The sequence below is a fragment of the Kitasatospora sp. NPDC001119 genome (assembly GCF_053598475.1).
Genome location: NZ_JBSFKI010000052.1, coordinates 31,595 through 53,948 on the forward strand (window position 1 = coordinate 31,595; position 22,354 = coordinate 53,948).

General features: G+C 75.5%; 18 protein-coding genes and 1 pseudogene. 10 read left to right on the forward strand and 9 right to left on the reverse strand.

The features are described from left to right. Positions 1–23: 23 nt before the first annotated feature. Complete coding sequence (locus ACWDD9_RS39120) at positions 24–950, reverse strand: HhH-GPD family protein (RefSeq protein WP_375877324.1); 927 nt, start codon at positions 948–950, stop codon at positions 24–26. Positions 951–1,143: 193 nt separating this feature from the next. Here ACWDD9_RS39120 and ACWDD9_RS39125 point away from each other — a divergent pair, with 193 nt between their 5' ends. After that, the gene (locus ACWDD9_RS39125) at positions 1,144–2,007 is read left to right on the forward strand and encodes a hypothetical protein (RefSeq protein ID WP_074001711.1); all 864 of its coding nucleotides are present in this window, start codon (positions 1,144–1,146) and stop codon (positions 2,005–2,007) included. Between the two features lie 221 nt (positions 2,008–2,228). On the opposite strand, the gene disA is transcribed toward ACWDD9_RS39125, so the two are convergent. Together disA and radA are read right to left on the reverse strand one after the other, a co-directional pair. Next, positions 2,229–3,287 (reverse strand): DNA integrity scanning diadenylate cyclase DisA, encoded by a 1,059-nt coding sequence (gene disA / locus ACWDD9_RS39130; RefSeq protein ID WP_049659060.1) that lies wholly within the window; start codon positions 3,285–3,287, stop codon positions 2,229–2,231. A gap of 200 nt (positions 3,288–3,487) precedes the next feature. Further along, positions 3,488–5,011, reverse strand: a complete 1,524-nt coding sequence (radA, locus tag ACWDD9_RS39135) for a DNA repair protein RadA (RefSeq protein WP_375877325.1) — start codon at positions 5,009–5,011, stop codon at positions 3,488–3,490. 324 nt (positions 5,012–5,335) lie between these two features. Here radA and ACWDD9_RS39140 point away from each other — a divergent pair, with 324 nt between their 5' ends. Beyond that, entirely contained in the window at positions 5,336–7,159 is a 1,824-nt protein-coding gene (locus ACWDD9_RS39140) for a BACON domain-containing protein (RefSeq protein ID WP_449814234.1), read from the forward strand. An 819-nt stretch (positions 7,160–7,978) separates the two neighbouring features. Here the strand turns inward: ACWDD9_RS39140 and ACWDD9_RS39145 are convergent. Continuing rightward, positions 7,979–9,313, reverse strand: coding sequence for a DUF1254 domain-containing protein (locus tag ACWDD9_RS39145; protein WP_449814235.1), 1,335 nt, complete (start codon positions 9,311–9,313; stop codon positions 7,979–7,981). Positions 9,314–9,606: 293 nt separating this feature from the next. On the opposite strand from ACWDD9_RS39145, the gene ACWDD9_RS39150 reads away from it, so the two are divergent. Beyond that, the gene (locus tag ACWDD9_RS39150; RefSeq protein WP_449814236.1) at positions 9,607–10,647 is read left to right on the forward strand and encodes an NAD-dependent epimerase/dehydratase family protein; all 1,041 of its coding nucleotides are present in this window, start codon (positions 9,607–9,609) and stop codon (positions 10,645–10,647) included. 119 nt (positions 10,648–10,766) lie between these two features. Here ACWDD9_RS39150 and ACWDD9_RS39155 read toward each other — a convergent pair whose 3' ends face one another. Together ACWDD9_RS39155 and ACWDD9_RS39160 are read right to left on the reverse strand one after the other, a co-directional pair. Next, positions 10,767–11,816, reverse strand: a complete 1,050-nt coding sequence (locus ACWDD9_RS39155; RefSeq protein WP_380742683.1) for a family 2 encapsulin nanocompartment cargo protein polyprenyl transferase — start codon at positions 11,814–11,816, stop codon at positions 10,767–10,769. Positions 11,817–12,087: 271 nt separating this feature from the next. Further along, the gene (locus ACWDD9_RS39160) at positions 12,088–13,506 is read right to left on the reverse strand and encodes a family 2B encapsulin nanocompartment shell protein (protein WP_074001715.1); all 1,419 of its coding nucleotides are present in this window, start codon (positions 13,504–13,506) and stop codon (positions 12,088–12,090) included. 329 nt (positions 13,507–13,835) lie between these two features. Between ACWDD9_RS39160 and ACWDD9_RS39165 the strand changes: the two genes are divergently transcribed. After that, positions 13,836–14,909 carry an ATP-grasp domain-containing protein gene (locus ACWDD9_RS39165; RefSeq protein WP_117488360.1) on the forward strand — a complete coding sequence of 358 codons (1,074 nt, stop codon included), beginning with the start codon at positions 13,836–13,838 and terminating at the stop codon, positions 14,907–14,909. Between the two features lie 12 nt (positions 14,910–14,921). Here ACWDD9_RS39165 and ACWDD9_RS39170 read toward each other — a convergent pair whose 3' ends face one another. From ACWDD9_RS39170 to ACWDD9_RS39180, 3 genes are all read right to left on the reverse strand, one after another. Next, positions 14,922–15,470, reverse strand: a complete 549-nt coding sequence (locus tag ACWDD9_RS39170) for a methylated-DNA--[protein]-cysteine S-methyltransferase (RefSeq protein WP_304414273.1) — start codon at positions 15,468–15,470, stop codon at positions 14,922–14,924. Between the two features lie 239 nt (positions 15,471–15,709). Next, on the reverse strand, positions 15,710–15,943 hold the full coding sequence (locus tag ACWDD9_RS39175) for a hypothetical protein (protein WP_049661653.1): 234 nt from the start codon (positions 15,941–15,943) through the stop codon (positions 15,710–15,712). Positions 15,944–16,111: 168 nt separating this feature from the next. Continuing rightward, positions 16,112–17,398, reverse strand: a complete 1,287-nt coding sequence (locus tag ACWDD9_RS39180) for an MFS transporter (RefSeq protein WP_449814237.1) — start codon at positions 17,396–17,398, stop codon at positions 16,112–16,114. Positions 17,399–17,613: 215 nt separating this feature from the next. Between ACWDD9_RS39180 and ACWDD9_RS39185 the strand changes: the two genes are divergently transcribed. From ACWDD9_RS39185 to ACWDD9_RS39210, 6 genes and pseudogenes are all read left to right on the forward strand, one after another. Then, the gene (locus ACWDD9_RS39185) at positions 17,614–18,423 is read left to right on the forward strand and encodes a hypothetical protein (protein ID WP_375876591.1); all 810 of its coding nucleotides are present in this window, start codon (positions 17,614–17,616) and stop codon (positions 18,421–18,423) included. Between the two features lie 343 nt (positions 18,424–18,766). Then, positions 18,767–19,213, forward strand: a complete 447-nt coding sequence (locus tag ACWDD9_RS39190; protein WP_375876592.1) for a hypothetical protein — start codon at positions 18,767–18,769, stop codon at positions 19,211–19,213. Between the two features lie 82 nt (positions 19,214–19,295). Then, positions 19,296–20,024 carry a class F sortase gene (locus ACWDD9_RS39195; RefSeq protein WP_375876593.1) on the forward strand — a complete coding sequence of 243 codons (729 nt, stop codon included), beginning with the start codon at positions 19,296–19,298 and terminating at the stop codon, positions 20,022–20,024. 165 nt (positions 20,025–20,189) lie between these two features. Beyond that, positions 20,190–21,083: a hypothetical protein gene (locus ACWDD9_RS39200; RefSeq protein ID WP_416873653.1), complete on the forward strand. Its 894-nt coding sequence runs from the start codon at positions 20,190–20,192 to the stop codon at positions 21,081–21,083. Then, positions 21,080–21,841 (forward strand): two-component system response regulator CseB, encoded by a 762-nt coding sequence (gene cseB / locus ACWDD9_RS39205; RefSeq protein WP_449814238.1) that lies wholly within the window; start codon positions 21,080–21,082, stop codon positions 21,839–21,841. The genes ACWDD9_RS39200 and cseB overlap by 4 nt, the downstream gene beginning before the upstream one ends. Continuing rightward, positions 21,838–22,354, forward strand: a pseudogene (locus ACWDD9_RS39210) (two-component sensor histidine kinase); the annotation flags it as partial. The gene cseB and the pseudogene ACWDD9_RS39210, both read left to right, overlap by 4 nt.

The following is a 22,354-nucleotide window of genomic DNA, read 5'->3' on the forward strand; positions in this document are numbered from 1 at the left end:
GGGGCGCCCTCGTGTTCCGCCGCCTACTGGGGCAGCCGGTAGACGCCCTGCTCGACCGGCTCGACCAGGCCGTCCGCCACCAGGCCGTCCAGCGCCCGGGCCCGCTGCACCGAGTCCGGCCAGACCGCGTCCAGCCGGGCCTGCGGCACCGTCCCGTGCGCCTCGCGCAGCACCGCGAGCAGCTTGCCGCGCACCTGGCGGTCCGTCCCCTCGTAGGACTGGCCGCGCCGGGCCGGTCCCTCGTACGGCGGGCGGCCGGCCCGCTGCCAGGCGCAGGTGGTGAACAGCGGGCAGTCCCCGCACTCCGGGCCGCGGGCGGTGCAGACCAGCGCGCCCAGCTCCATCACGCCGACCGCCCAGGTGGCGGCCGTCTCGGCGTCGTCCGGCAGCAGCGCGGTGGCGGTGCGGCGCTCGGCGGCGGTGGTGGCCTGGGCCGGGTACTCGACGCCGGTCACCGCGCGGGCGAAGACCCGGCGGACGTTGGTGTCCAGCACCACGTGCCGCTGGCGGAAGGCGAAGGAGGCGACGGCGGCGGCGGTGTACTCCCCCACGCCGGGCAGCGAGAGCAGGGTGGCGTGGTCGTCCGGGACCTCGCCGTCGTGCTGCTCGGTGATCGCCACCGCGGCCGCGTGCAAGCGCAGCGCCCGGCGCGGGTAGCCCAGCCGGCCCCACATCCGGACCGCCTCGCCGGGCGCGTCGGCGGCGAGGTCGGCTGGGGTCGGCCAGCGGGTGAGCCAGGCCTCCCAGGCGGGCAGCACGCGCTTGACCGGGGTCTGCTGGAGCATGAACTCGCTCACCATGACCGCCCAGGGCGTGGCGTCGGGGGTCCGCCAGGGCAGGTCCCGCTTGCTCGCCTCGTACCAGTCCAGGACGGTCGAGTGGAACAGCGGCAGGGGCATCGGCGGCCGGGCGGCGTCGGCGGCGGTGGCAGGGGTGGTGATGGCAGTCATGGCCCTTCGATCCTCCCATGCCCGCCGACCGGGCCGAAGTGGATCAGTCTGCTCCGGACCGACCGGGGGACCGACCGGAAATCGTCCGATTGGGGCTCGCTCGAACGGATCAAATGGCGGATCATGTGAAGGAAGGGGCGACTGTGCGGTGTTGGTGAGTCAATCGCCACACACAGTCTCGTAGAGTTTGGTCGTGCCTTCTCTGCGTCAACCCGTCGGACCACTGCCGGCCTCGATCTACTGGCGTCGGCGCGTCATCGTGCTCGTCGCCGTCGCGGCGGTCGTCGCCCTGATCGCCTGGCTGATGATCGATCAGGGCGGGGGCGGTGACGGCGGCTCACCGGGCAACGCCGCACAGGCCGTTCCCTCCCAGTCCCAGAACCAGACACCGGCTCAGGCGATCACGCCCGGCGCCTCACCGAGCGGCCCCGCGGCGCGCCCGGGCGGCGGCTCCGGGGGCGGACCGGTGGCGGGCGGTGGCGGCACCGAGGTCAACCTCAGCGGCGGCACCGGCGCCGGCGGGGCCAACCCGGCCCCCGGGGGCGGCGCCGCGCCGGCGACCGGCGGCGGCACCGGTGGCGGCACGGGCGGCTCCGGCGGTACGGGCGGCGGCGCTCCGCCGGTGAACACCCCCGAGGTCATGGCGCTGCCGGTCTGCGCCTCCTCGCAGGTGGCGCTGGAGCTGGCCGGCACCCAGAACTCGTACCAGCCCAAGGACAAGCCCCGGCTGGCCCTGACGGTCAAGAACTCCTCCGGCACCAACTGCCGGGTGGACCTGGGCCGCACCGCCTCCGTGATCACGGTGAGCGGCAGCAACAACGACCGAGTCTGGTCCTCCGGCGACTGCCCGACCGACAAGGGCAGCATCTGGGTGCAGCTCGGCGCGAACGGCAACCAGACCGAGACCTTCACCTGGGACCGCAGCCGCAGCAAGCCGCAGTGCGCGACCGCCGACCAGACGCCGCCGCCGAGCGGCACCTACGTGGTGCTCGCGGAGCTCACCGGGCTCTCCGGGGACAAGGTCTCGGCGCGGGCCTCGATCCGGCTGGACGGCTGAGAACCGGTCACCTTCCCTCGGAGCCCCCGGCCGTCGCTCGGCCGGGGGCTCCGCCGTGTCCGGGGTGCCGGGCGGGGGCGGACGGCGGACGCGGGCGGGGGCGGACGCGGGCGGGGTGCGCGGGGCGGGCCGGGGTGCGGTGCGGACGTGCGACGGCCCCCGGGGAGGTTCCCCCCGGGGGCCGTCGCGGTGTTCGGGTGTCCGTACGGTGGCGCGTCCGGTCAGACGTAGCGCTCCAGGATGGACGATTCGGCAAGGCGGGACAGGCCCTCGCGGACCGAGCGGGCGCGGGTCTCGCCGACGCCCTCGACGGTCTGCAGGTCGTCGATGCTCGCGGCGAGCAGCTTCTGGAGGCCGCCGAAGTGCTCGACCAGGCGCTCTATGACCGTGTTGGGCAGGCGCGGGATCTTCGCCAGCAGGCGGTAGCCGCGCGGCGAGACGGCCGAGTCCAGCGACTCCGGCGAGCCCGAGTAGCCGAGCGCCTTGGCGACGGTCTGGAGGTCCAGCAGCTCGGCGTGGGTGAGCGCCTCCAGGTCGGCCAGCACCTCGGTGACCGTCCGGCCCTTCTTGGCGGCCCGCTCCGGGAAGTAGTCCCGGGCGACCAGCTCGCGCTCCGGCTCCACGCCCGCGATCAGCTCGTCCAGCTGGAGCGAGAGCAGTCGGCCGTCGATGCCGAGCTCCAGCACGTAGCCGGCGATCTCGGTGGCGATCAGCCGGACCATCTCCAGGCGCTGGGCCACGGCGGTGACGTCCCGGACCGTCACCAGGTCCTCGATCTCCAGCGCGGAGAGCGTTCCGGCCACCTCGTCCAGGCGCAGCTTGTAGCGCTCCAGGGTGGCCAGCGCCTGGTTGGCGCGGGACAGGACGGTGGTGGAGTCCTCCAGCACCCGGCGGGTGCCGTTGACGTACATCGCGATCAGCCGCATCGAGTGCGAGACCGCGACCACCGGGTAGCCCGTCTGCCGGTTGACCCGCTCGGCGGTGCGGTGGCGGGTGCCGGTCTCGTCGGTCGGGATGGTCGAGTCCGGCATCAGGTGCACGCCGGCCCGGACGATCTTGGTGATGTCCTTGTCGAGCACCACCGCGCCGTCCAGCTTGCACAGCTCGCGCAGCCGGGTGGCGCTGAACTCGACGTCCAGGACGAAGCCGCCGGTGCACAGGGACTCGACGGTCCGGTCGAAGCCCAGCACGATCAGACCGCCGGTGTTGGCCCGCAGGACCCGCTCCAGACCGTCACGAAGCGCGGTACCGGGCGCGATGGCGGTGAGGGAGGCCCGCAGCAGGGCCTCCTCGCGGGAGGCCTTGTCCGCCCCCCGGTCGCTGGCTGCCACGTGACTCCTCCGGTCGACCCGTGCCGCGCGCCTCACGCCGTGCGCCGGTCCGCGGTCTGTTGCTCTGTCGCTCAGTACCGCTCGGTACTGCCTTCTGGCCAATGAGACTGGGGAAAGTCTAACTGTGTGTGGCCTCGGCAGGGCTTGGGTCAGCGCAGTTCGTCGGAGTCGAGCGGCTCCCAGCCGTCCATCAGCTCCTCGGGGTACGCCGCCGGGCGGTCCGCGGCCCGGGCGGAACGCGGGGACGGCGGCGCCGACGGTGCCTCACCGCGCGGCTCGGTGCGCGGCTTGGCGGCCGAACGGCGGCGGCCCGGGATGGCCCGCAGCGCCTCGCCGATGTCGGCCACCTCGACCACCTTCATGCCCGGCGGCACCTTGCCCGGGTCCGGCGGGACCAGGGCGTGGGTGAAGCCCAGCCGGTGCGCCTCGGCGAGCCGCCGCTGCACACCCGTCACCCGCCGTACCTCGCCCGCCAGGCCGACCTCGCCGATCGCCACCAGGTTGCTGGGCAGCGGGGTGTCGGTGGAGGAGCTGGCCACCGCGAGCGCCACCGCGAGGTCCGCGGAGGGCTCGGTCAGCTTCACCCCGCCGACCGTCGCGGTGTAGATGTCCTGCTTGCCGAGCTTCACCCCGCCGTGCCGCTCGACCACGGCCAGGATCATCGCGATCCGGGGGGACTCCAGGCCCGAGGTGGTGCGCCGCGGGGAGGGGATCTGCGAATCCACCATCAGCGCCTGCACCTCGGCCACCAGCGGGCGCTTGCCCTCCAGGGTGACGGTGAGGCAGGTGCCCGGGACGGGCTTGTCACGCCTGGTCAGGAAGAGGCCGGACGGGTCGGCCAGGCCGACGATGCCCTCGTCGTGCAGCTCGAAGCAGCCGACCTCGTCGGTGGCGCCGTAACGGTTCTTGACCCCGCGGATCAGCCGCAGCCGGGCGTGCCGGTCGCCCTCGAAGCTCAGCACCACGTCCACCAGGTGCTCCAGCAGGCGCGGACCGGCGATCTGGCCGTCCTTGGTGACGTGGCCGACCAGCAGGGTGGCCATGCCGCGCTCCTTCGACGCCCGGATCAGCGCGCCCGCCACCTCGCGGACCTGGGCCGGGCCGCCGGGGGCGCCGTCCAGCTCGGCGGAGGCGATGGTCTGCACCGAGTCCAGGATCAGCAGGCCGGGGTTGACCGCCTCGATGTGCCCGAGCACCGCGCCGAGATCCTGCTCGGCGGCGAGGTAGAGGTGCTCGGAGAGGGCGTTGATCCGGTCCGCGCGCAGCCGGACCTGGCCGGCCGACTCCTCGCCGGTGACGTAGAGCGTGCGGTGCTGCGCGGTGGCCGCCTTGGCGGCGACGTCCAGCAGCAGGGTGGACTTGCCGACGCCGGGCTCGCCGGCCAGCAGCACCACCGCGCCGGGCACCAGGCCGCCGCCGAGCACCCGGTCCAGCTCCGGCACGCCCGTCGAACGGGCCGTCGCGACCTGGCCGTCCACCTGGGCGATCGGGCGAGCGGGCGCGCTGACCGGGCCGGCGGCCGTGGTGCGGATCGGCACCGCGCCGTACTCCTCGACCGTGCCCCAGGCGTTGCACTCCGGGCAGCGGCCGACCCACTTGGGCAGCTGGTTGCCGCACTCGGTGCAGCGGTACGCCGGGCGGGGCTTGGCGGTGGTCTTGGAACGCGGAGGCATGCCGCCCACCGTAGCGTCCGGGTCCGACAACGGCGGCAGCGTCCGGGTCCGGGTCGGGGCCGACGACCAGGGTCCGCGGGCGGGCCGGCCGCGCGTCCACACAGATGGGCGATGTTGTTACCCGAAAGAAGTACATACGCGGCGAATGGCCGGGGTCAGCCGTCCGCGTTCTCTACCGTCGGACGGGTGACGACGAGAACTGTGGGGCCGGACGGGCCTACCCGGTCGACCCGATCGGTCAGGCCGGGCAGGTCGGGTAGACCTGCCGGGTCTGGCGGGTCTGGCGGGTCCGCCGGGTCGGCCGGGTCGGCCGGGTCGGCCGGGGTGCGGACCGCCGCCGTGCTCGCGGCGTACGACCGGCAGGTGGACGGCCTGTTCACCTACTGCCTCTCGGTGCTCTGCGAGCACGACGCGGCCGCCGACGCCCTGCGCGAGGTCCGCGAGCTGGCGCGACGGCACGGCGCCCGGCTGGCCGAGCCCGGGCTGCTGCGCGCCTGGCTGTTCTCCCTCGCCCGGTACTGCTGTCTGCGCAGGCTCGCCGGCGACGCCCCGGGTCCGACCGGTACCGAGGCCGGGCGGACCGCCCCGGCCGAGCCCGGCGAGGCCGAGGCGGCCCGACGGCGGCGCGAGCTCTCCTCGCTCGCCTGGCCCGAGGCGGCCGGCACCGACCCGGAACAGCGCGAGGCGCTGGAACTCTCCGTCCGGCACCGGCTGACCCCGCTCGAAGTGGCGGCCGTACTGGGCCAGCCGTTCGAACGGACCCGCGCGCTGCTGGCCGGGGCCGAGGCCGAGGTCGCCCGGACCAGGGCGGCGCTGCTGGTGCTCGGCGTGGGCAGCTGCCCGGAACTGGACCGGCTCGGCGGGGCCGGGGCGGAGTCCTGGCGGGACTGGGTGCTCGGTCCGGCGCTGCGCCGGGAGCTGGTGCAGCACGTGGTGGACTGCCCGACCTGCCGGGGGACGGCGGAACGGGTGGCCGCGGGCGAGGCGGCGGAGGGTACGGCGGGGGCGGCGGGGCTATCCGGGTTGGCGCTGCTGCGGGCTCCGGCGGACCTCCTCGGGGCCGTCGCGGTCACCGGCGGGGCGGCCGCTCCGGCGGCGGCCGCTCGGGCTGTGGGTCCTCGGGTAGCGGGTGCTCGGGGCGCGGAGCCGGGGCTGCGGTTCGACCAGAGCGGCTTCCCCCGGCACCGGGCGCCGGACGCGGGGCGCGGGTTGGCGGTGCGTCGGCGGGTGGTGACCACCGGCGTGCTGGCGGCCGTACTGGCGGCGCCGGTGATCGCGCTCTGGGCCGGGCACCGGGGCGGTGTCGGGTCGGGGTCGGCGGCCTCGGTGTCGGCGGTACGGGTGGACGCGGCCGGGCAGCCGACCGGGCAGCGGCCCCGGCCCGCGGTGGACGGCCCGGCTGGGGCGGGTGCGCCCGGCATGCCCGGGATGGAGCTGGCGGGGGCCGGGCCCGGGATGGTCGCGGGCGGTGCCCGCGGAAGCGATGCAGAAACGTTGCCTCCCGGTTTTCCGCGGCTCACCTTCCAGGGCGCGGCCATCCCGGTCCCGGCCCACGGCGCGACCCCGCTCAGCAGCCCGACCCTGGTCGCCGCACCGGCCCCGGCTGCCGACCAGGCCTCCACGACGGGCACCGGCGAGCCCGCCCCGGCCGGGCTGCTCACCGTCGAGGCCGGCGAGTACGGCAGCCGGACCATCCTCACCCTCACCAACTCCGGCGCCACGGAGATCCGTTGGCACGCGGCGACGGACGCCGGCTGGCTCCGGCTCAGCCGCGACGCCGGCACCCTGGCGCCCGGCCAGCGGATCACCGTGATCGTCACCGTGGACGAGGACCAGGCGCCGACGACCCACTGGACCGCCCGGATCGCGCTGCCGCCCTCCCAGGCGGTGGTCACCCTGGAGGGCGGGCCGCACAACCGTGGCGGCTCCGCCTCCTCCCCGGCCGATCCGTCACCGTCGTCGACGCCGTCCTCGACTCCGGCGACACCGGTGCCCAGCGGTTCCACCACCACCTCGCCCACGGCGGCACCCACCGCGTCCCCGTCGCCCTCCGGCCCACCGACGAGCACCCCGTCCCCCTCGGGCACAGCGACGAGCTCCTCGCCACATCCGACGGGCACGGCAACGGCCTCCCCGTCGCAGCGCTAACGGCCCACGCAAACGCGGCAGCCCTCCCTCCCGGCCGGCACCCGGAGGGCACGGGCGCACGAGAAGTCGACCTGGCCGACTTCTCGCGCGCGGCGAGGGCGGGCCAGGGGCCGAATATGTAGACCGACCGCCATAATCCCGCCCGCAGTAGCCGGCAAGGCCGCACAGGAAGTCGGCCCACCCGACTTCCCACGCAACACCAGCGGGCAAATACACCGACCTGCGTGCTTCTCCAGAGCCCCAGGCCGAGGATGCGCGAAAAGTCGACCCGGCCGACTTCTCACGCGCAACAGGGCCCAGCCTGGCTGGATTTGTAGACCGACCTGCATATTTCACCGGCCAGCCCGAAGCCGGGAGCGCGCGAGAAGCCGACCAGGCCGATTTCTCGCGCGCGGCGAGGACGGGCCAGGGGCCGAATATGTAGACCGACCGCCATAATTCCGCCCGCAAAACCGGGAACGCACGAGAAGTCGACCCAGCCGACTTCTCGTGCACGGCGGGATCCGAGGTGCTGGCGGGGCGTGCGGGGTGGGGCCCGAGGTGGGTGGCGGCGGGGCGAGCACGGCAGGGTCCGGGGTGGCAGCGCGGCACGCGGGGTGTGCGCGGTAGGTCCGAGATGGCGGCGCAGCGTGCGCGGCGGGATCCGGTTTGCTGGCGGGCTGGGGTCCGGGGCTGGCGGGGGTGGGAATCGAGGGGCGGCGGGGCGTGCGGGGGTGTGCGCGCAACGGGGTCCCGGGGGCAGCGCGGCTTGCGGGGTGTGCGCGGTAGGGGCCGAGGTGCCGGCGGGTTGGGGTCCAGGGGCTGGGTGGGCCCGGGGGGTCAGAGGCGGTGGATCGGGGGGACTTGGTAGGTGCCGTCCAGGACGGCGAGTTCGGGTTGGTAGATGCGGAGGATGGGGCGGAACTCGCCAGGTGGGGTGGGGAGCCAGTTGGCGGCGGCGGTCGGGTCCTCGGGCTGGTCGTGCCGGAGGGTCAGGGTGAGGGAGCCGTCCTCGCCGTGGACCAGTCCTGGGGTGCGGTCGCCGATCGAGTAGCGGTCGATCGGGTTCTCCACCAGGTAGTAGTCCGGGACGGAGTACATCGTGACGGACCAGAACGCCCCGGCCGGGGGCGGCTGGTCGAAGCGCAGGGTGTAGTCGTGGAGGCCGGTGAGGGGGCGGCCGTCGGAGTCGTCGTAGGTCATCGCGTACGAGGCCTCGTAGGCGTGGTTGCCCCAGAGGCCGGCCCGGGCGGCGGCGGCCCGGCTGAGGTAGGCGGCGCGGCGGTCGGGGATGCGCCACTCGGGGTCGTCGAGGGTGCCGGGGCCCAGGTGGTCGGTGTTGTAGTCGAAGAGGTGGAGGGCGCTGCGCCACTCGCCGGGCGGGTGGTCCTCGGGCGGGCGGGTGGCGTCCTCGACCCGTTCGCGGCCGGCGGCCAGGCCCTTGGCCAGCGCCAGTGTCCATTCGGCGGCGGCCGCGCGGTACGGCGAGGCGCCGTCGTCGAGCAGGCCGAGCGGGGCGAAGCGGCGCTGGTACTCGATGTCCGCGGTGGCGGGCGGGAAGGCCTGCATCCAGACCCGCAGCCGCTCGAAGAAGGCCAGCCGCTCGGGGACGTCCGCGTCCGGTTCGGGGAGTCCGGCGACCAGGCCTCCGGGTTCCAGCGGTTCCAGTTCGAGGGCGGCCTGGAGGGCCCGGACCCGGGGGAAGTCGTCCGGGCCGGCGCAGGCGAAGCGGCCGACGAGGGTGCCGACGGTGGTCGGCAGTTCGATCACCCGGTCGGGGTCCGAGGGGGTGCCGTGCCAGCCGGGCGGGACGATCAGCCAGGTCTGCGCGCCGGTGCCGGTGGCCCGGCGGCCGAGGTAGGCGACGTTGTCCGTCCAGGCGTCGATGATCTGCAGCACGTAGTAGGCGCCGGCGGTGTCCGGGACGCGCAGCACCTGCGGGCCCTCGGAGAGGTCGAGCTGGGCGATCGAGTAGACCGTGTCGTTGTTGACCGAGACGAAGCGGTCGGCCGGACCGGCCAGCCGGGTGGCGTGGCTGAGGTGGTTGAACGGCGCCGCCGGCAGAGTGCCCAGGCCGCCGCGGTCGAAGCGCTCGACCATGGTGAGGCCGGCGACCAGCGGGTAGCCGTAGACGTACGCGTCGGCGGCCAGGGCCTCCAGCTCGGGCTGGTTCATCACGGGTCCTTCGTCCGGGGCGGGCAGCCGGTCGGCGGGGGCGGCGCCGCCGGCGCGGCACCGGTGGGACGCTCGACGCCGGCGGGCCGTCGGTGCCGGCGCGGCGGGCGGGTCCGCCGTGCGGGGCGCGCACCGGGCCGGGGTGCGGTCGCCGACCGCGGTACACCTCGGATGCTAAGCGGGGCCGGGTGGGGCGGCACGTCGGACCGGACGCCGCGCGGCTTCCGCCCGCCGGGATCTGCTGAGCGCTGATCCGGGCGTACCGGCGGGGCGGCCGGGAGAGGGTCGTCGGTATGAAGATCCTCCTGCTTGGGGGCTCGTCCTTCCTCGGACGGGCCTACGCTGCCGAGGCCCTCGCCAGGGGCCACCGGGTGACCACCTTCAACCGCGGCCGCAGCGCCGCCGACCTGCCCGGTGTCGAGGCCGTCCGGGGCGACCGCGACAGCGCCGGGGACCTCGCCCGGCTGGTCGACGGCCGCGGCTGGGACGCCGTCGTCGACACCTCCGCCCAGCAGCCCGCCCAGGCCGCGCTGAGCGCCCGGCTGCTGCGTGGGCGGGCCGGGCACTACACCTTCGTCTCCTCCGTGCACGCCTTCGCCGACTGGCCCGCCCACGTGGTCGACGAGGGTTCCGCGCCGCACCCCTGCCCCGCCGACACCCCGCCCGACCAGCCGCCCGGCAACGCCCTGAAGGCCGGCTGCGAGCGCGCCGTACTGGCGGGGTTCGGCGCCGGGCGCACGCTGGTGCTGAACAGCGGGCTGCTCGTCGGGCCGTACGAGTTCGGCGGCCGGCTGCCCTGGTGGCTGGAGCGGATGGCGCGCGGCGGGCGGGTGCTCGCCCCGGGGGATCCGCGGCGGACCATGCAGGTGATCGACGTCCGGGACTTCGCCGCCTTCGGGCTGGACCTGCTGACGGCCGGGACGGCGGGGCGGTTCGTCACGACGGCGCCGCCGGGGCGGCTCCGCTTCGGCGAGTGGCTGGAGACCTGCCGGGAGGTGGCGGGCGCCGCGGACACCGAGCTGGTCCGGGTCCCGGACGGGCCGCTGCTCGCCGAGGGGCCGGACCGGGTCGACTGGTGGACCGAACTCCCGCTCTGGGCGCCGGACCTGCCCGAGCTGGCGGGCGTCTGGCTGGCCGACACCGGCCGGGCGGAGGCGGCCGGGCTGCGCTGCCGGCCGTTCGCCGAGACGGCGCGGGACACCTGGGAGTGGCTGCGGACGCGCGGGCCGGTCGAGGACACCGACGCCGAGGGGCGCAAGGGGCGGCCGGGGGCGGCGGTGCGGCACGGCATCGAACCCGCCAAGGAGCGGCGGCTGTTGGCCGCCTTCGGCTGACGGCGCGGTCGGCCGGGCCGTGGAAGCGACCGGGAGTGGGAAGCCGGCCGGGCCGGCTTCCCACTCCCGGGGAGACACCGGGGAAAGGCCCGGGGACGCATCCGGCCCGGGCGGCCCGCTCAGTGCGTACGGCGGGTGACCAGCTCGGCGAGCGCCAGCAGCTCGTCGGCCGCGGCCGGCTCCGGGACCGCGGCGGCCAGCTGCGCCATCGCCGTGGCCATCCGCTCGCAGGACTCGCCCTGCGCCCAACCACGCCCGCCGGCCGCCTCGACGGCCGCCGCGCACCGCGCCAACTCCTCGGGGCTCAGCGGGCGTTCGATCGCGTACAGCTCGGCCAGCCGCTTGCCATCCACGGTGCCGGACCCCAGCGCCGCGACCACCGGCAGCGACTTCTTCCGGGCGACCAGGTCCGCGCCGACCGGCTTGCCGGTGACCGCCGGATCCCCCCAGATGCCGATCAGGTCGTCGATCAGCTGGAAGGCCAGGCCGATCTCCCGGCCGAAGCCGTCCAGCGCCTGCGCCGCCTCCTCGGAGGCGCCCCCGTACAGGGCGCCCATCGAGCAGGCCGCGCCGAGCAGCGCGCCGGTCTTGGCCTCCGCCATCGCCAGGCACTCGGGCAGCGAGACGTCGTCGCGCCGCTCGAAGGCGCAGTCGATCTGCTGGCCCTCGCAGAGCTCGACCACGCAGTCGGCGAGCCGGCGGATCGAGCCCTGGGCGGCCGGGTGGGTGTCCTCGGCGAGCAGGCGCAGCGCGAGGGAGTGCATGGCGTCGCCGGCCAGGATGGCCTCGGTGGTGCCGAACACCCGCCAGGCGGTGGGCCGGTGGCGCCGGGTGTCGTCCCGGTCGATGACGTCGTCGTGGAGCAGGGTGAAGTTGTGCACCAGCTCCACCGCGGCGGCCGCGGCGACGGCCTCGTTGGGCCTGCCGCCCAGGGCCTGGGTGGCGGCGAGGACCATGGCCGGCCGGATCGCCTTGCCGGCGGGGGCCTCGGCGGGGGTGCCGTCCGCCTCCCACCAGCCGAAGTGGTAGCCGGACACCTTGCGCATGGTGCCGGGCAGCGAGTCGACGGCGGCCCGCAGGACCGGGTCGACCAGGGCGCGGGTCCGGGCGAGGATGTCCGCCGCCTCGTGCCCCTCTTTGTGGTCCCGCTCCAGCGTGGGACTCGTCATGGGTCTCTCCCCCTGTCGGGCGCCTGTCGTGGGACGGCCCGCCGACGGCGGACCGGAGTTTCGCTGCGGTGCCGGGCGCGGTCGCGCCTCGCCCCGGCCGGGCCCGTGCCGGCGGGGTCGGTACGCACCGGGGCCGTACCGGTCGGGCCCGTACGCGCCGGGGTCGTACCGGCCGGGTCCGTACGCGCCGGGGCCGCCGTCCGCCGGGGCCGGATGGGCGGCCCCGACGGACGGCACGACGGCGCGGCGCCGCGACCGGCCGTGCGAACCGTCAGTACTGCGCGATGTCCACGTTCTCCAGGACGCCGACCGCGTCCGGCACCAGGATCGCGGCGGAGTAGTAGGCGCTCACCAGGTAGGAAATGATGGCCTTGTCGTCGATTCCCATGAACCGCACCGAAAGGCTCGGCTGGTATTCGTCCGGAATTCCGGTCTGGTGGAGGCCGATGACGCCCTGGTTGTCCTCGCCGATGCGCATCGCGAGGATCGAGCTGGTGCTCCCGACGATCGGGATCTTGTTGCACGGGAAGACCGGGACGCCGCGCCAGGACTGGATCTGCTTGCCGTCGACCTCGACCGTGTCCGGGTAGAGGCCGCGCTTGTTGAGCTCCCGGCCGAAGGCGGCGATGGCCCTGGGGTGGGCCAGGAACAGCTTGGTGCCGCGGCGGCGGCTGAGCAGCTCGTCCATGTCGTCCGGGGTGGGCGGGCCGGAGTGGGTCTGGAAGCGCTGGTCGTACGCGGCGTTGCCGAGCAGGCCGAAGTCGGGGTTGTTGACGAGCTCGTGCTCCTGGCGCTCGCGCAGGGCCTCGATGGTCAGCCGCAGCTGGTGCTCGGTCTGGTTCATCGGCTGGTTGTAGAGGTCGGCGACCCGGCTGTGCACCTTGAGGATGGTCTGCGCGACGCTGAGCTCGTACTCGCGCGGCTTGAGCTCGTAGTCCACGAAGGCGCCGGGCAGCTCGTACTCGCCCTGGTGGCCGGCGGAGAGGTCGATCGCGGCCTCGCCGTGCTTGTTCTGCGCCTGCTGGAAGCCGTTCAGGTATTCGATGATCTGGAGCTGGAGCGCCTCGGAGCGGTCGTGCAGCTCCTGGAAGGCGGGCCAGGACAGCGTCATCACGGTGCCGGCCGTCGCGGCGCGGACGGTGTACGGCCAGGCGCCGCCGTCCTGCCGGACCGCCTCGTCGCCGAGGTGGTCGCCGTCGGCGAGGGTGCCGACGACCGTCTCCTCGCCGTACTTGCCGGTGCCCAGCCGGTCGAGCTTGCCGTGCGCGATCAGGAACACCTCGGTGATCGGGGCGCCGGCCTGGACCAGCACGTCGCCCGGGGCGAACTCCCGCTGCACGAAGCGCGAGGCCAGCTCCTCCAGCACGGCCTCGTCCTGGAACCCGCGCAGCACCGGCACCTCGGCCAGCGTGGGCGCGACGATCCGCACCTCGGCACCGGTCTTGACGAAACCCACCCGGCCGCGGCCGACCGAGTGGCGCAGGCGGCGGTTCACCCGGTAGGTGCCGCCGGACACCTGCACCCAGGGCAGCTTCCTGAGCAGCCAGCGCGGGCTGATGCCCTGCATCTGGGGCGCGGACTTGGTGGTCGTCGCGAGGTTCCGCGCGCCGGCCGTGCTCAGACTCTGCTGCTGCCGAATCTCCGACTGCGCACTGGGCGCGGGAATTCCGGCATTGGTTTCGGTCGACATGGGGGAGCCCTTCGCATATCCCGATGAAGTGTCGCCTTGCACATGCGTGTTGCAGCTTCATGGTGGGCCCTGCCGAGGGTGCCCCGCAATCACTCGTTCGAGTGGTTCGGAATGCCTAAACAAATAGTACGAATAGATCACCCGATCGATATCTGTTCGACCGCCCATTCGAACAACTCGGAGCGCGGCGCCCCATCCTCCCCCATCCGCGCCCCGAACCGCGCCACCCCGCGCCACGATCCACAGGCGGCGCCCCCGCCGTCCGGACCGTTCGAACAGGCCGCTAGGGTGCCCTGACCCTTCGTCAACTCTCTTCCCGAGAGGGTCACATGAGTGCACCCGTACGTGTCTGGCTGAACCGCACCTACGCCGAGAACGTCTTCTTCATCGAACAACTGCGCGCCGCCCCGCGCCCGGTGGTGGTCCACGCGACCCACGGCGACCCGGACTCCCCCGTGCTCGCCGCCGCCGACCACGGCAGCGCCGAGCCGGCCGACCTGCCGGCGGACGGCTACGTCGGCTACGCGCTGGACTACTGCGCCCGGCACGCCGTCGACGTCTTCGTCCCGCAGCTGCACCAGCTCGCCATCGCCCTCGCCCGGCCGGAGTTCGAGGCGATCGGCACCGCGCTGCTCTGCCCGCCGGCCACCGCGATAGCGGCCTTCACCAGCAAGGCCGACGGCTACGCGGTGATCGCCGGGGCCGGCCTGCCCACCCCGCCCTGGTGGCGGGTGCGCACCCCCGGCGAGCTGTGGGACGCCGTCGAGCGGATCGAGGACGCCGGGCACACCGCCTGCCTCAAGCCCACCGCCGGTGCGGGCGGCGCCGGCTTCCGGGTGCTCACCCGGGAACCGTACGGAGCGCGGCGGCTGACCGGCTGGGACCACCGGGTGCAGGTCGATCAGGTGGCCGCGGCACTGGCCGAGGGCGGCCCGGACGGCGAGCCGGTGGACCTGCTGGTGATGCCCTACCTGGACGGACCGGAGGTCTCGGTGGACTGCCTCGCCGACCGGGACGGCGGCCCGCTCACCGCGGTCGGACGCACCAAGGAGGGCCGCCGCCGCGGCTTCACCACCGAGGAGTGCTACCTGGACCCGGTCCGGCGGCTGGTCCGGGCGACCGGCATGGCGTACCTCTCCAACGTGCAGTTCCGCCGCTTCGACGGCCGGCCGGTGGTCATCGATGTCAACACCCGCCCCGCCGCCGGGCTCCACCAGCTGCGGCTGTGCGGCCTCAACCTGCCGTGGGACGCGGTGCGGCTGGCGCTCGGGGAGCGGCCGGAGTACCCGGGGGCGGAACCGGACGTGCGCGGCATCGAGTACACGCTGGTGTCCGGCATCCGGCCGGTGCTGCAGCGCCGGGCGCCGGGACGGGTGTCACTGGTCCGGGCGCTGCACCGGTGAGCGGCCGAGCCCCTAGAGCGGGCCGTTCCAGTCGAGGGTCGGCTCCAGCACGCCCTCGAGCGTGAGCAGCCAGCGCTTCACCTCGATCCCGACCCGGCCGCCGCCGAAGCCGCCGATCCCGTCCGCCGCCACCACCCGGTGGCAGGGCACCAGCAGGGGGACGGGGTTGGCGGCCATCATCTGCCCGACCGTGCGGGCGGCCAGGCCGGGCTCCGTCACGTCCTCGAATACCCCGCTGCGGGCGGCCAGTTCGCCGTAGGTGATGGTCCGGCCGTACGGCACCTCGCGCCAGAGCGCCTGCAGCACCGCGCGGTGCGGGCCGGAGCTCAGGCTCCAGTCGATCGGCAGGCCCAGGTCGCGGGTGCGGCCCGCCAGGTAGGCGCCGATCCGCTCGGTGACGGCGGCGATCTTCGACTCGTCGGTGCACGGCGGCGCCTCGCCCTCGCGCGGCCCCCGGTAGCCGGCCGACACCACACCGAGCGGGGTCACCGCGATGTGCATCGGCCCGCTGGGCAGCGGCGTGGGCACGGTCAGCCAGGACATCGACCAGGACTGCGGCACGTTCGGGCCCCCACCCTCCGCCGGACCGGCCGCCGGCCACCCCGGCGTCCGGGGGGCGTCCCCGCCCCGCGCGCCATCGTACGGCGGGCGGCCGACAGGCCACGGCGCGCGATCCACGGGCTCGGGCGGGCCGGCAGCGGGCTCCGGCGGGCGGACAACGGGCTCCGGCGAACGGGCCGAGGGCTCCGGCGGGCGGCCCGGGTGCGGACGGTCCGCGGCCCGGGCCCGGGCCGCTCCGGTCAGAACTGCCCCTTCAGTCCGCGCGCGTTCGACGCGCACCAGTGCACCAGCTCGGCGCGGTCCGGGGCGCGGCCCTCGCACAGCACGGCGAGCTGTTCGTCGTTGATCCGGTTCGGCCCCGGGATCTCCAGCAGGTACGCCAGGTCCGCCAGTACGGTGGCGAGCCGCTCCGCGTCCGCGTGGTCCAGGGTGACCGCGGACCCGTGATGGCTGATGGTGAGCGAGCCGGGCATGATCGACCTCCTCCGTCACCCCCGTCCTCCACCGTACGACCGGGTCGGCCGCCCCGCCCGCCGCGGAGGCGTACGTGCGCGGGTGGGGCAGCCGGTTGCGCTCCGGGGCCGGCCGGGCGCGGTGCGCGGTGGGCCGGGGGTGCGCCCCGGAGCCGTCCGAGGGGTTGGTCAGCTGTCCGGGCCCTCCTCCCAGCGACGGTCACGTACCGCCGGTACGGCCAACACTACGGCCCCGGCCGCCAGTTGCCAGACCGCTCCGATCAGCAGCACGGTGTCCGCGCCGAACCGGCCCGCCAGCGGACCGGCCGCCGCCAGCCCGAGCGGGCCGAGGGCGAAGGAGCCCAGCACGCCGAAGGCCGTCACCCGGCCGAGCAGTTCCACCGGCACCCACTTCTGGGTGGTGGTGCCGTAGAGCGTCCCGCAGACCGCCGAGCCGACCCCGGCCACCAGCGCGCCGGCGGCCACCCAGGGCAGCCCCGCCCCGGCCGCGAGCGCCGCGGAGGGCAGCGCCCAGGCCAGCGCCGCCAGGGACGCCACCGCGAGCGGGCGGGCCGGAGACCGGCCGAGCACCAGCAGGCCGCCCAGCACCGCGCCGGCGCCGTAGACGCCCATCACCAGGCCCCAGGCGCGGGCGCCGCCGAGGTCCCGCTGCGCGAGCAGCGGGCCGAGCACCAGGAAGGGGGCCCAGACCAGCAGGTTGAACAGGCCCATCTGCACGGTGGTGACCCACAGCCACGGGCGGGAGGCGAACTCCGACCAGCCGGCCCGCAGGTCCCGGACCATCGACCCCTCGCCGGCCGCCGCCCGCACCGGCAGCCGCAGCCTGGCCAGCGCGAAGGCGCCGACGCCGTACGTCACCGCGTCGGCCAGCAGCACCGTCGCCGGGCCCCAGGCGGCGGTGACCAGGCCGGCGGTGGCGGGGCCGACCACGGTGGACACCGAACGGGCCAGCCCCAGCAGGGCGTTGGCGTCCGCCACCAGTCCCGTACGGCGCACCAGGTCGGGCACGATCGCGCCGAAGGCCGGCATGAACAGCCCCTCGCCGACCCCCCAGACCGCCACCAGCGCGACCATCGCCCAGACCGGGACGTGCCCGGCCGCCAGCAGCCCGGCGAACAGCGCCTGGACCACGCCGCGCAACAGGTCCGAGCCCAGCATCACCCGGCGGCTGCCGAGCCGGTCCGCGATCGCCCCGCCGGCCAGCAGCACCAGCACCACGGGGAGGATCCGGGCCGCCATCACCCACCCCAGGGCGGTGCCCCCTCCGCCGTTGCCGCTTCCACCACCACCGCCGTCGAGCACCGCGAAGGCGACCGCGACCGGCGCCATCGAGGAGCCGATCAGGGAGGTCGTGTACCCCAGGAAGAACCACGTGAACTCGCGCTCGCCGAACACGGCGAGCCGGTCTCCCGGGCGCCTTCGGCGGGCCGGGATCCGTTCGGTCTGCACTGCCATGTGCAGAAAGTCTGCGCGTCGACGGAGGGTGGATTCAAGGGATTGCGGGAAAAAAGTTGAGCCTTTGGGAATCAATTCTATGAGGATTCGATCTACCGCAGTAAATTCACACCTCTATGGCTCTCCACCTGCCGTTTACTGCGCCCAGCGACTATGGTTCAGATGTCCCGGAACAGTGATTTACTGCGGCACTTGGATTTCGGAAGAAGGCGATCGTGACAGGAACCGCGACAGCACTCCCACCGGTCGAATACGCCGTCGCCGTCGAGCGCTACCTGGCCGCCTCCGGGCTCGCCGACGGCTCCCGGCGGATCTACCGGATCGCACTGGACACCTGGGCCTGGGCACTCGCCGACCGGCCCGCCCCCACCGGCCCCGAACGGCGACGGGCCCGGCCGCCCGTCCTGCCGCTCGCCCTGCTCGACCACCCCGACGCCGCCGAGCGGCTCCGCGCCGCGGCCGCCCGGCGCGGCGCCGACACCGACCCGCGCACCCTCAACCGGGAGCTCTCCACCCTGCGCGCGGCCGTGGCCTGGTGGCGGGCCCGCGGCTGGCTCGACGGCGACCCGACCACCGGCCTGCTCCCCCGCCCACTGCCCGAACCCGCCACAGCCACCGGCCCGTTGAGCCCCGAGGAACTGCGCGCCCTGTTCACCCTCCGCGCGCCGCTGCGCGAGCAGGCGCTCTGGCACCTGCTGCACGAGTCCGGCGCCGCGATCGCGACCGTCCTCGCCCTGGACACCGACCACCTCGACCCGCCCCGCCGCCGCACCCGCCCGCCCGGCACCCCGGTGCACTGGCAGTCCGGCACCGCCCGGCTGCTCCCCCTCCTGGTCGCCGGCCGCGCCACCGGCCCGCTCTTCCTCACCGACCGCCGCGCCCCCGCCGGCACCCCCGACCGCGACCGCTGCCCGTACACCGGCCACGCCCGCCTCTCCTACCGCCGCGCCGCCGAACTCTTCACCGCCCACACCCGGCCGCTCGGCCCGGGCTGGACGCTCCGCCGCCTGCGGTCGGGGCGGTAGGGCGGGACGGTAGGGCAGGGCGTTAGAGCAGGACAGGGGTGGAGGCAGCGTCGGGCTTTCCGGAGGCCCCGTCCGCACCGTTACGCAGCCGATGGGCGGCCGTGACACGACCGGCCGAGGACCGCGACACGGCCCTCCTAGCGTCATCCCCGACGCCACCGGCCGAACCCGTCGAACCGGGTGAAGCGGCCGGAGGGCGTCCGCGACGAGGACGTACGCGTCCGGCGCCGACGACGGACGTCCCGCGACACCGGCCCGCCGGGGCCCGCGAAACCGCACCGCGGACCGCACCGCGGACCGGCGGCCACCACCCACCGACCGACGCACGATGGAGACACCCCGTATGAGCAGGAGCCGTACCCACCACTCCCCCGCCCGCCGCGTCCTGGCCGCCTGCGCCCTGACCGGCGCCGCGCTGCTGGCCACCGTCACCGGCGGGCAGGCCTGGGCCGACAGCGCACCGAAGCCGGCCGCGCCCTCCGCCGCCCCGGCCGGCGACGCCGCGGTGCGGACCGCCCCGCCCGCGCCCGCCGCGCCCTCCGCCGCCCCGAAGGCCGAGGCCTCGCCGGCCGTGGCCGCCCCGAAGGGCGCCGCCCCGGCCCCGGCCGCCCCCGGCGGCGCCCAGCCGCAGGTCCGCGAGGTGCCCAAGGGCGCCGCGCAGGCCGGTGACGGCTCCACCGCCTCCGACGGTTCCGGCCTGATGCTCGCCGGTGGCGGCACCGTCGCGGCCGTCGGCGCCGCGGGCCTGGGCTTCGCCCTCCTGCGCCGCCGCTCCGGTGCGCGCGGCTGACACCGGTCCCGAGTCCGCCGGGCACCCCGGCGCCGCTTCCCCGTACCCGGCCAGTCGGGGAAGCGGCGCCGGGGCCGCCCCGGTGGCGGGGACCGACAGCCACCGACGCGCCCCGGGCCACCGGCGGGGGCGCCGACGCGCCGCCCGGCCCGGCCCCGGCCCGCTGCGCCGTACCGCCTTCGGCACCGCGGGCCTGCTCTGCCTGGTGCTCGGCACCTCGCTCGCGCTGTCCGGCCGGGAGACCCCGGTGGTGCGGGTCGAGACCTCCGGGCACGGCACCGGCTCCGACACCCCGGCGGCGGCCCCGGGCACCCCGGGCGCCCCGGCCACGACCGGCACCGCGCCCACCGCCCCGAAGCCGTACGCCTCCTCGCCGCCGACCCGCCTGCTGGTGCCCTCCGTCGGAGTGGACGCACCGGTGACCGACCTCGGCCTCAACCCCGACGGCACCGTCGAGGTGCCGCCGGCCGACCGGGGCGAGGAGGTCGGCTGGTACCGCAACGGCCCCACCCCCGGCGAAGCCGGCCCCGCCGTGCTCATCGGGCACTACGACACCGTGCACGGCCCGGCGGTCTTCAAGCAGCTGCCGAAACTGCGCCCCGGCGACCTCATCCGGATCCGGCGCGCGGACGGCGGCACCGTGGACTTCAAGGTCCGCGAGCTGCTCCAGGCCGCCAAGGACCGCTTCCCGACCGAGCAGGTGTACGGCGACACGCCCGCGCCCGCGCTCCGGCTGATCACCTGCGGTGGCCGGATCGGCTCGGACGGCCACTGGACGGACAACATCATCGTGCTGGCGGACCTGGCCTGACGGTGCACGAACCGCCGTCGGGGAACCGCCGGCCACCGCCCGCACGACCTACCACCGGGGCGGCGACGGGAGGCGACGATCCGGACCGTCGCCGTGGACGCAGGCAGAGCAGGTAGAGCAGGCAGCGCGGACAGCGCGGGCCCGGCAGGAGGACGAGCACCGACCGTGGCAGCAACAGCACCCCCACCACCCCGCCGCCGTCCCGGCGCCGTCCCGGTGGCCGCCCTGGCCGGCCTGGTCGTCGTCCTCGCCCTCGCCGCCCTGGCCTTCGGCCGGGCCACCCCCGGCGAGCTGCGCGACCAGGGCCCGGCCCGGGCCGTCAGGCCGCCGGCGGTGTCCCAGCCGCTCTGGCCGGACCTGCCCACCTCCCCGCCGCCGGCCGCGTCCGCGACCGACACCACCCAGGAACCGCCGCAGCCCGTACCGGACGTGACCGTCCCCGGGCGCGACATCACCGCGGTCGACGTCCGCACCGTCCTCGCCAAGGACCCGGACGTCGACCAGGAGGAGCGCCAGGCACTCGGCTCCTGCGCCGGCTGCGAGGTCCGCGCCCCGGAGTTCCGCGACCTCACCGGCGACGGGCAACCCGAGCTGATCACCGTCGTCACCACCCCCGGGCGGGCCGTGCTGCACGTCTACGCCCTCGCCGAGGACCGGCTGCTGCCCGTCCTCCGGGTGCGGGTCCAGCCGGCGTTCAACGCCTCGACCATCGGCACCGACCTGTGGCTGATCGAGCCGACCAGCGTCGACGCCCGGACCACCAGCCACTACGCGTGGGACGGCAAGAGGCTCACCCTGAACGAACGCAGGGACGAGGGCGTCATACCGCTCCCGTCCACCGGCCCGGACGCCGGCCGGCCGGCCACCGCCGTCCCCGACCCCGGACCGGCGCCCCGCCCCGCCCCGTACGCGCCGAAGCAGGCGGCCCCCGAAGCCGCCGTCCCGTCCCCGCGCGGCGCCCGGCCGTCCTCCGTGCCCTCCGCCCCCTCCGTGCCCGGCGCGTCCGTCGCGCCCGTCGCGCCCTCCGTCCCCGCCGTGCTCCCGGAAGCGAAGCGATGACCCCCGCCGCCACCCCCGCCCACCCGCACATCCTCCTGGTCGAGGACGACGAGGTGATCCGCGAGGCCACCCGGATGGCCCTGGAGCGCTACGGCTTCCCGGTCACCACCGCCGCCGACGGCCTGGAGGGCTTGGAGGCCTTCCACGCCGTCCGGCCCGACCTGCTCCTGCTGGACGTCATGCTGCCGCTGCTCGACGGGGTCGGCCTCTGCCGCCGGATCCGGGAGGAGAGCCAGCTGCCGATCCTGATGATGTCCGCCCGGACCGACCCGGTGGACGTGGTCTCCGGGCTGGAGGCCGGGGCGGACGACTACGTGGTCAAGCCCTTCGAGAGCGCCGTCCTGGTCGCCCGGATCCGTACGGTGCTGCGCCGCGTCCCGGTCGCCCCGGCGGCCGACGCCCCGCCAGCCCTGCCGCAGTCCCCGCCCGCTCCTTCGTCCCCTCCGCCGTCCCCGCCCACCCTTCCGTCCGTCCGCAGCTTCGACGGCCTCCGGGTGGACACCGACAGCATGGAGGTCCGGGTGGACGACCGCCTCGTCCCGCTCACCCCCACCGAACTGCGGCTGCTGCTGGAGTTCAGCGCCGCGCCCGGGATCGTGCTGGAGCGCTCCACCCTGCTCGAACGCGTCTGGGACTACGAGTGGGGCGCCGACACCCGGGTCGTGGACGTCCACGTGCAGCGGCTGCGCGCCAAGATCGGCTCCGGCCGGATCGAGACCGTCCGCGGCTTCGGCTACAAGCTGCGGCGCCCGGCATGACCCTGCGCCGCCAGATCGCCGCCGCCGTCGCCGCCATCGCCGTCCTGGTCGCGGTGGCCGTCGGCCTGCTGGTCCACCAGGCGATGATCCGCCAGCACGTCGACCAGGCCCGCTCCTCCTCGCTCGCCACCCTCGACTCCGCCTTGAACGACTACGAGCGCGGCGGCGGGAAGGCGGTCGGCCGGGGCGCCGTCCTGAACGACCCGGCGCTGCCCGAGCGGCTGCGCGCCCTCGCCGCCGACGACCGGCACGGCTCGCTGCTCGTCGCCGACGGCATCGGCGAGTCGATGTGGGCGGCCGGCCCGGTGCCGGACGGGGTGGTGTCCGTCCGGGTGGACTTCACCCAGGACCGCCAGGCCATCGCCGACCTGGACCGGATCATCCTGCTCACCGTCGTCGCCGCGGTCTTCACCACCGTGCTGGCCGGCGTGCTCGTCGCCGACCGGATCAGCCGCCGGCTGCGCACCGCGGCCACCGCCGCCCGCGGCATCGCGGCCGGCGGGACGGACACCC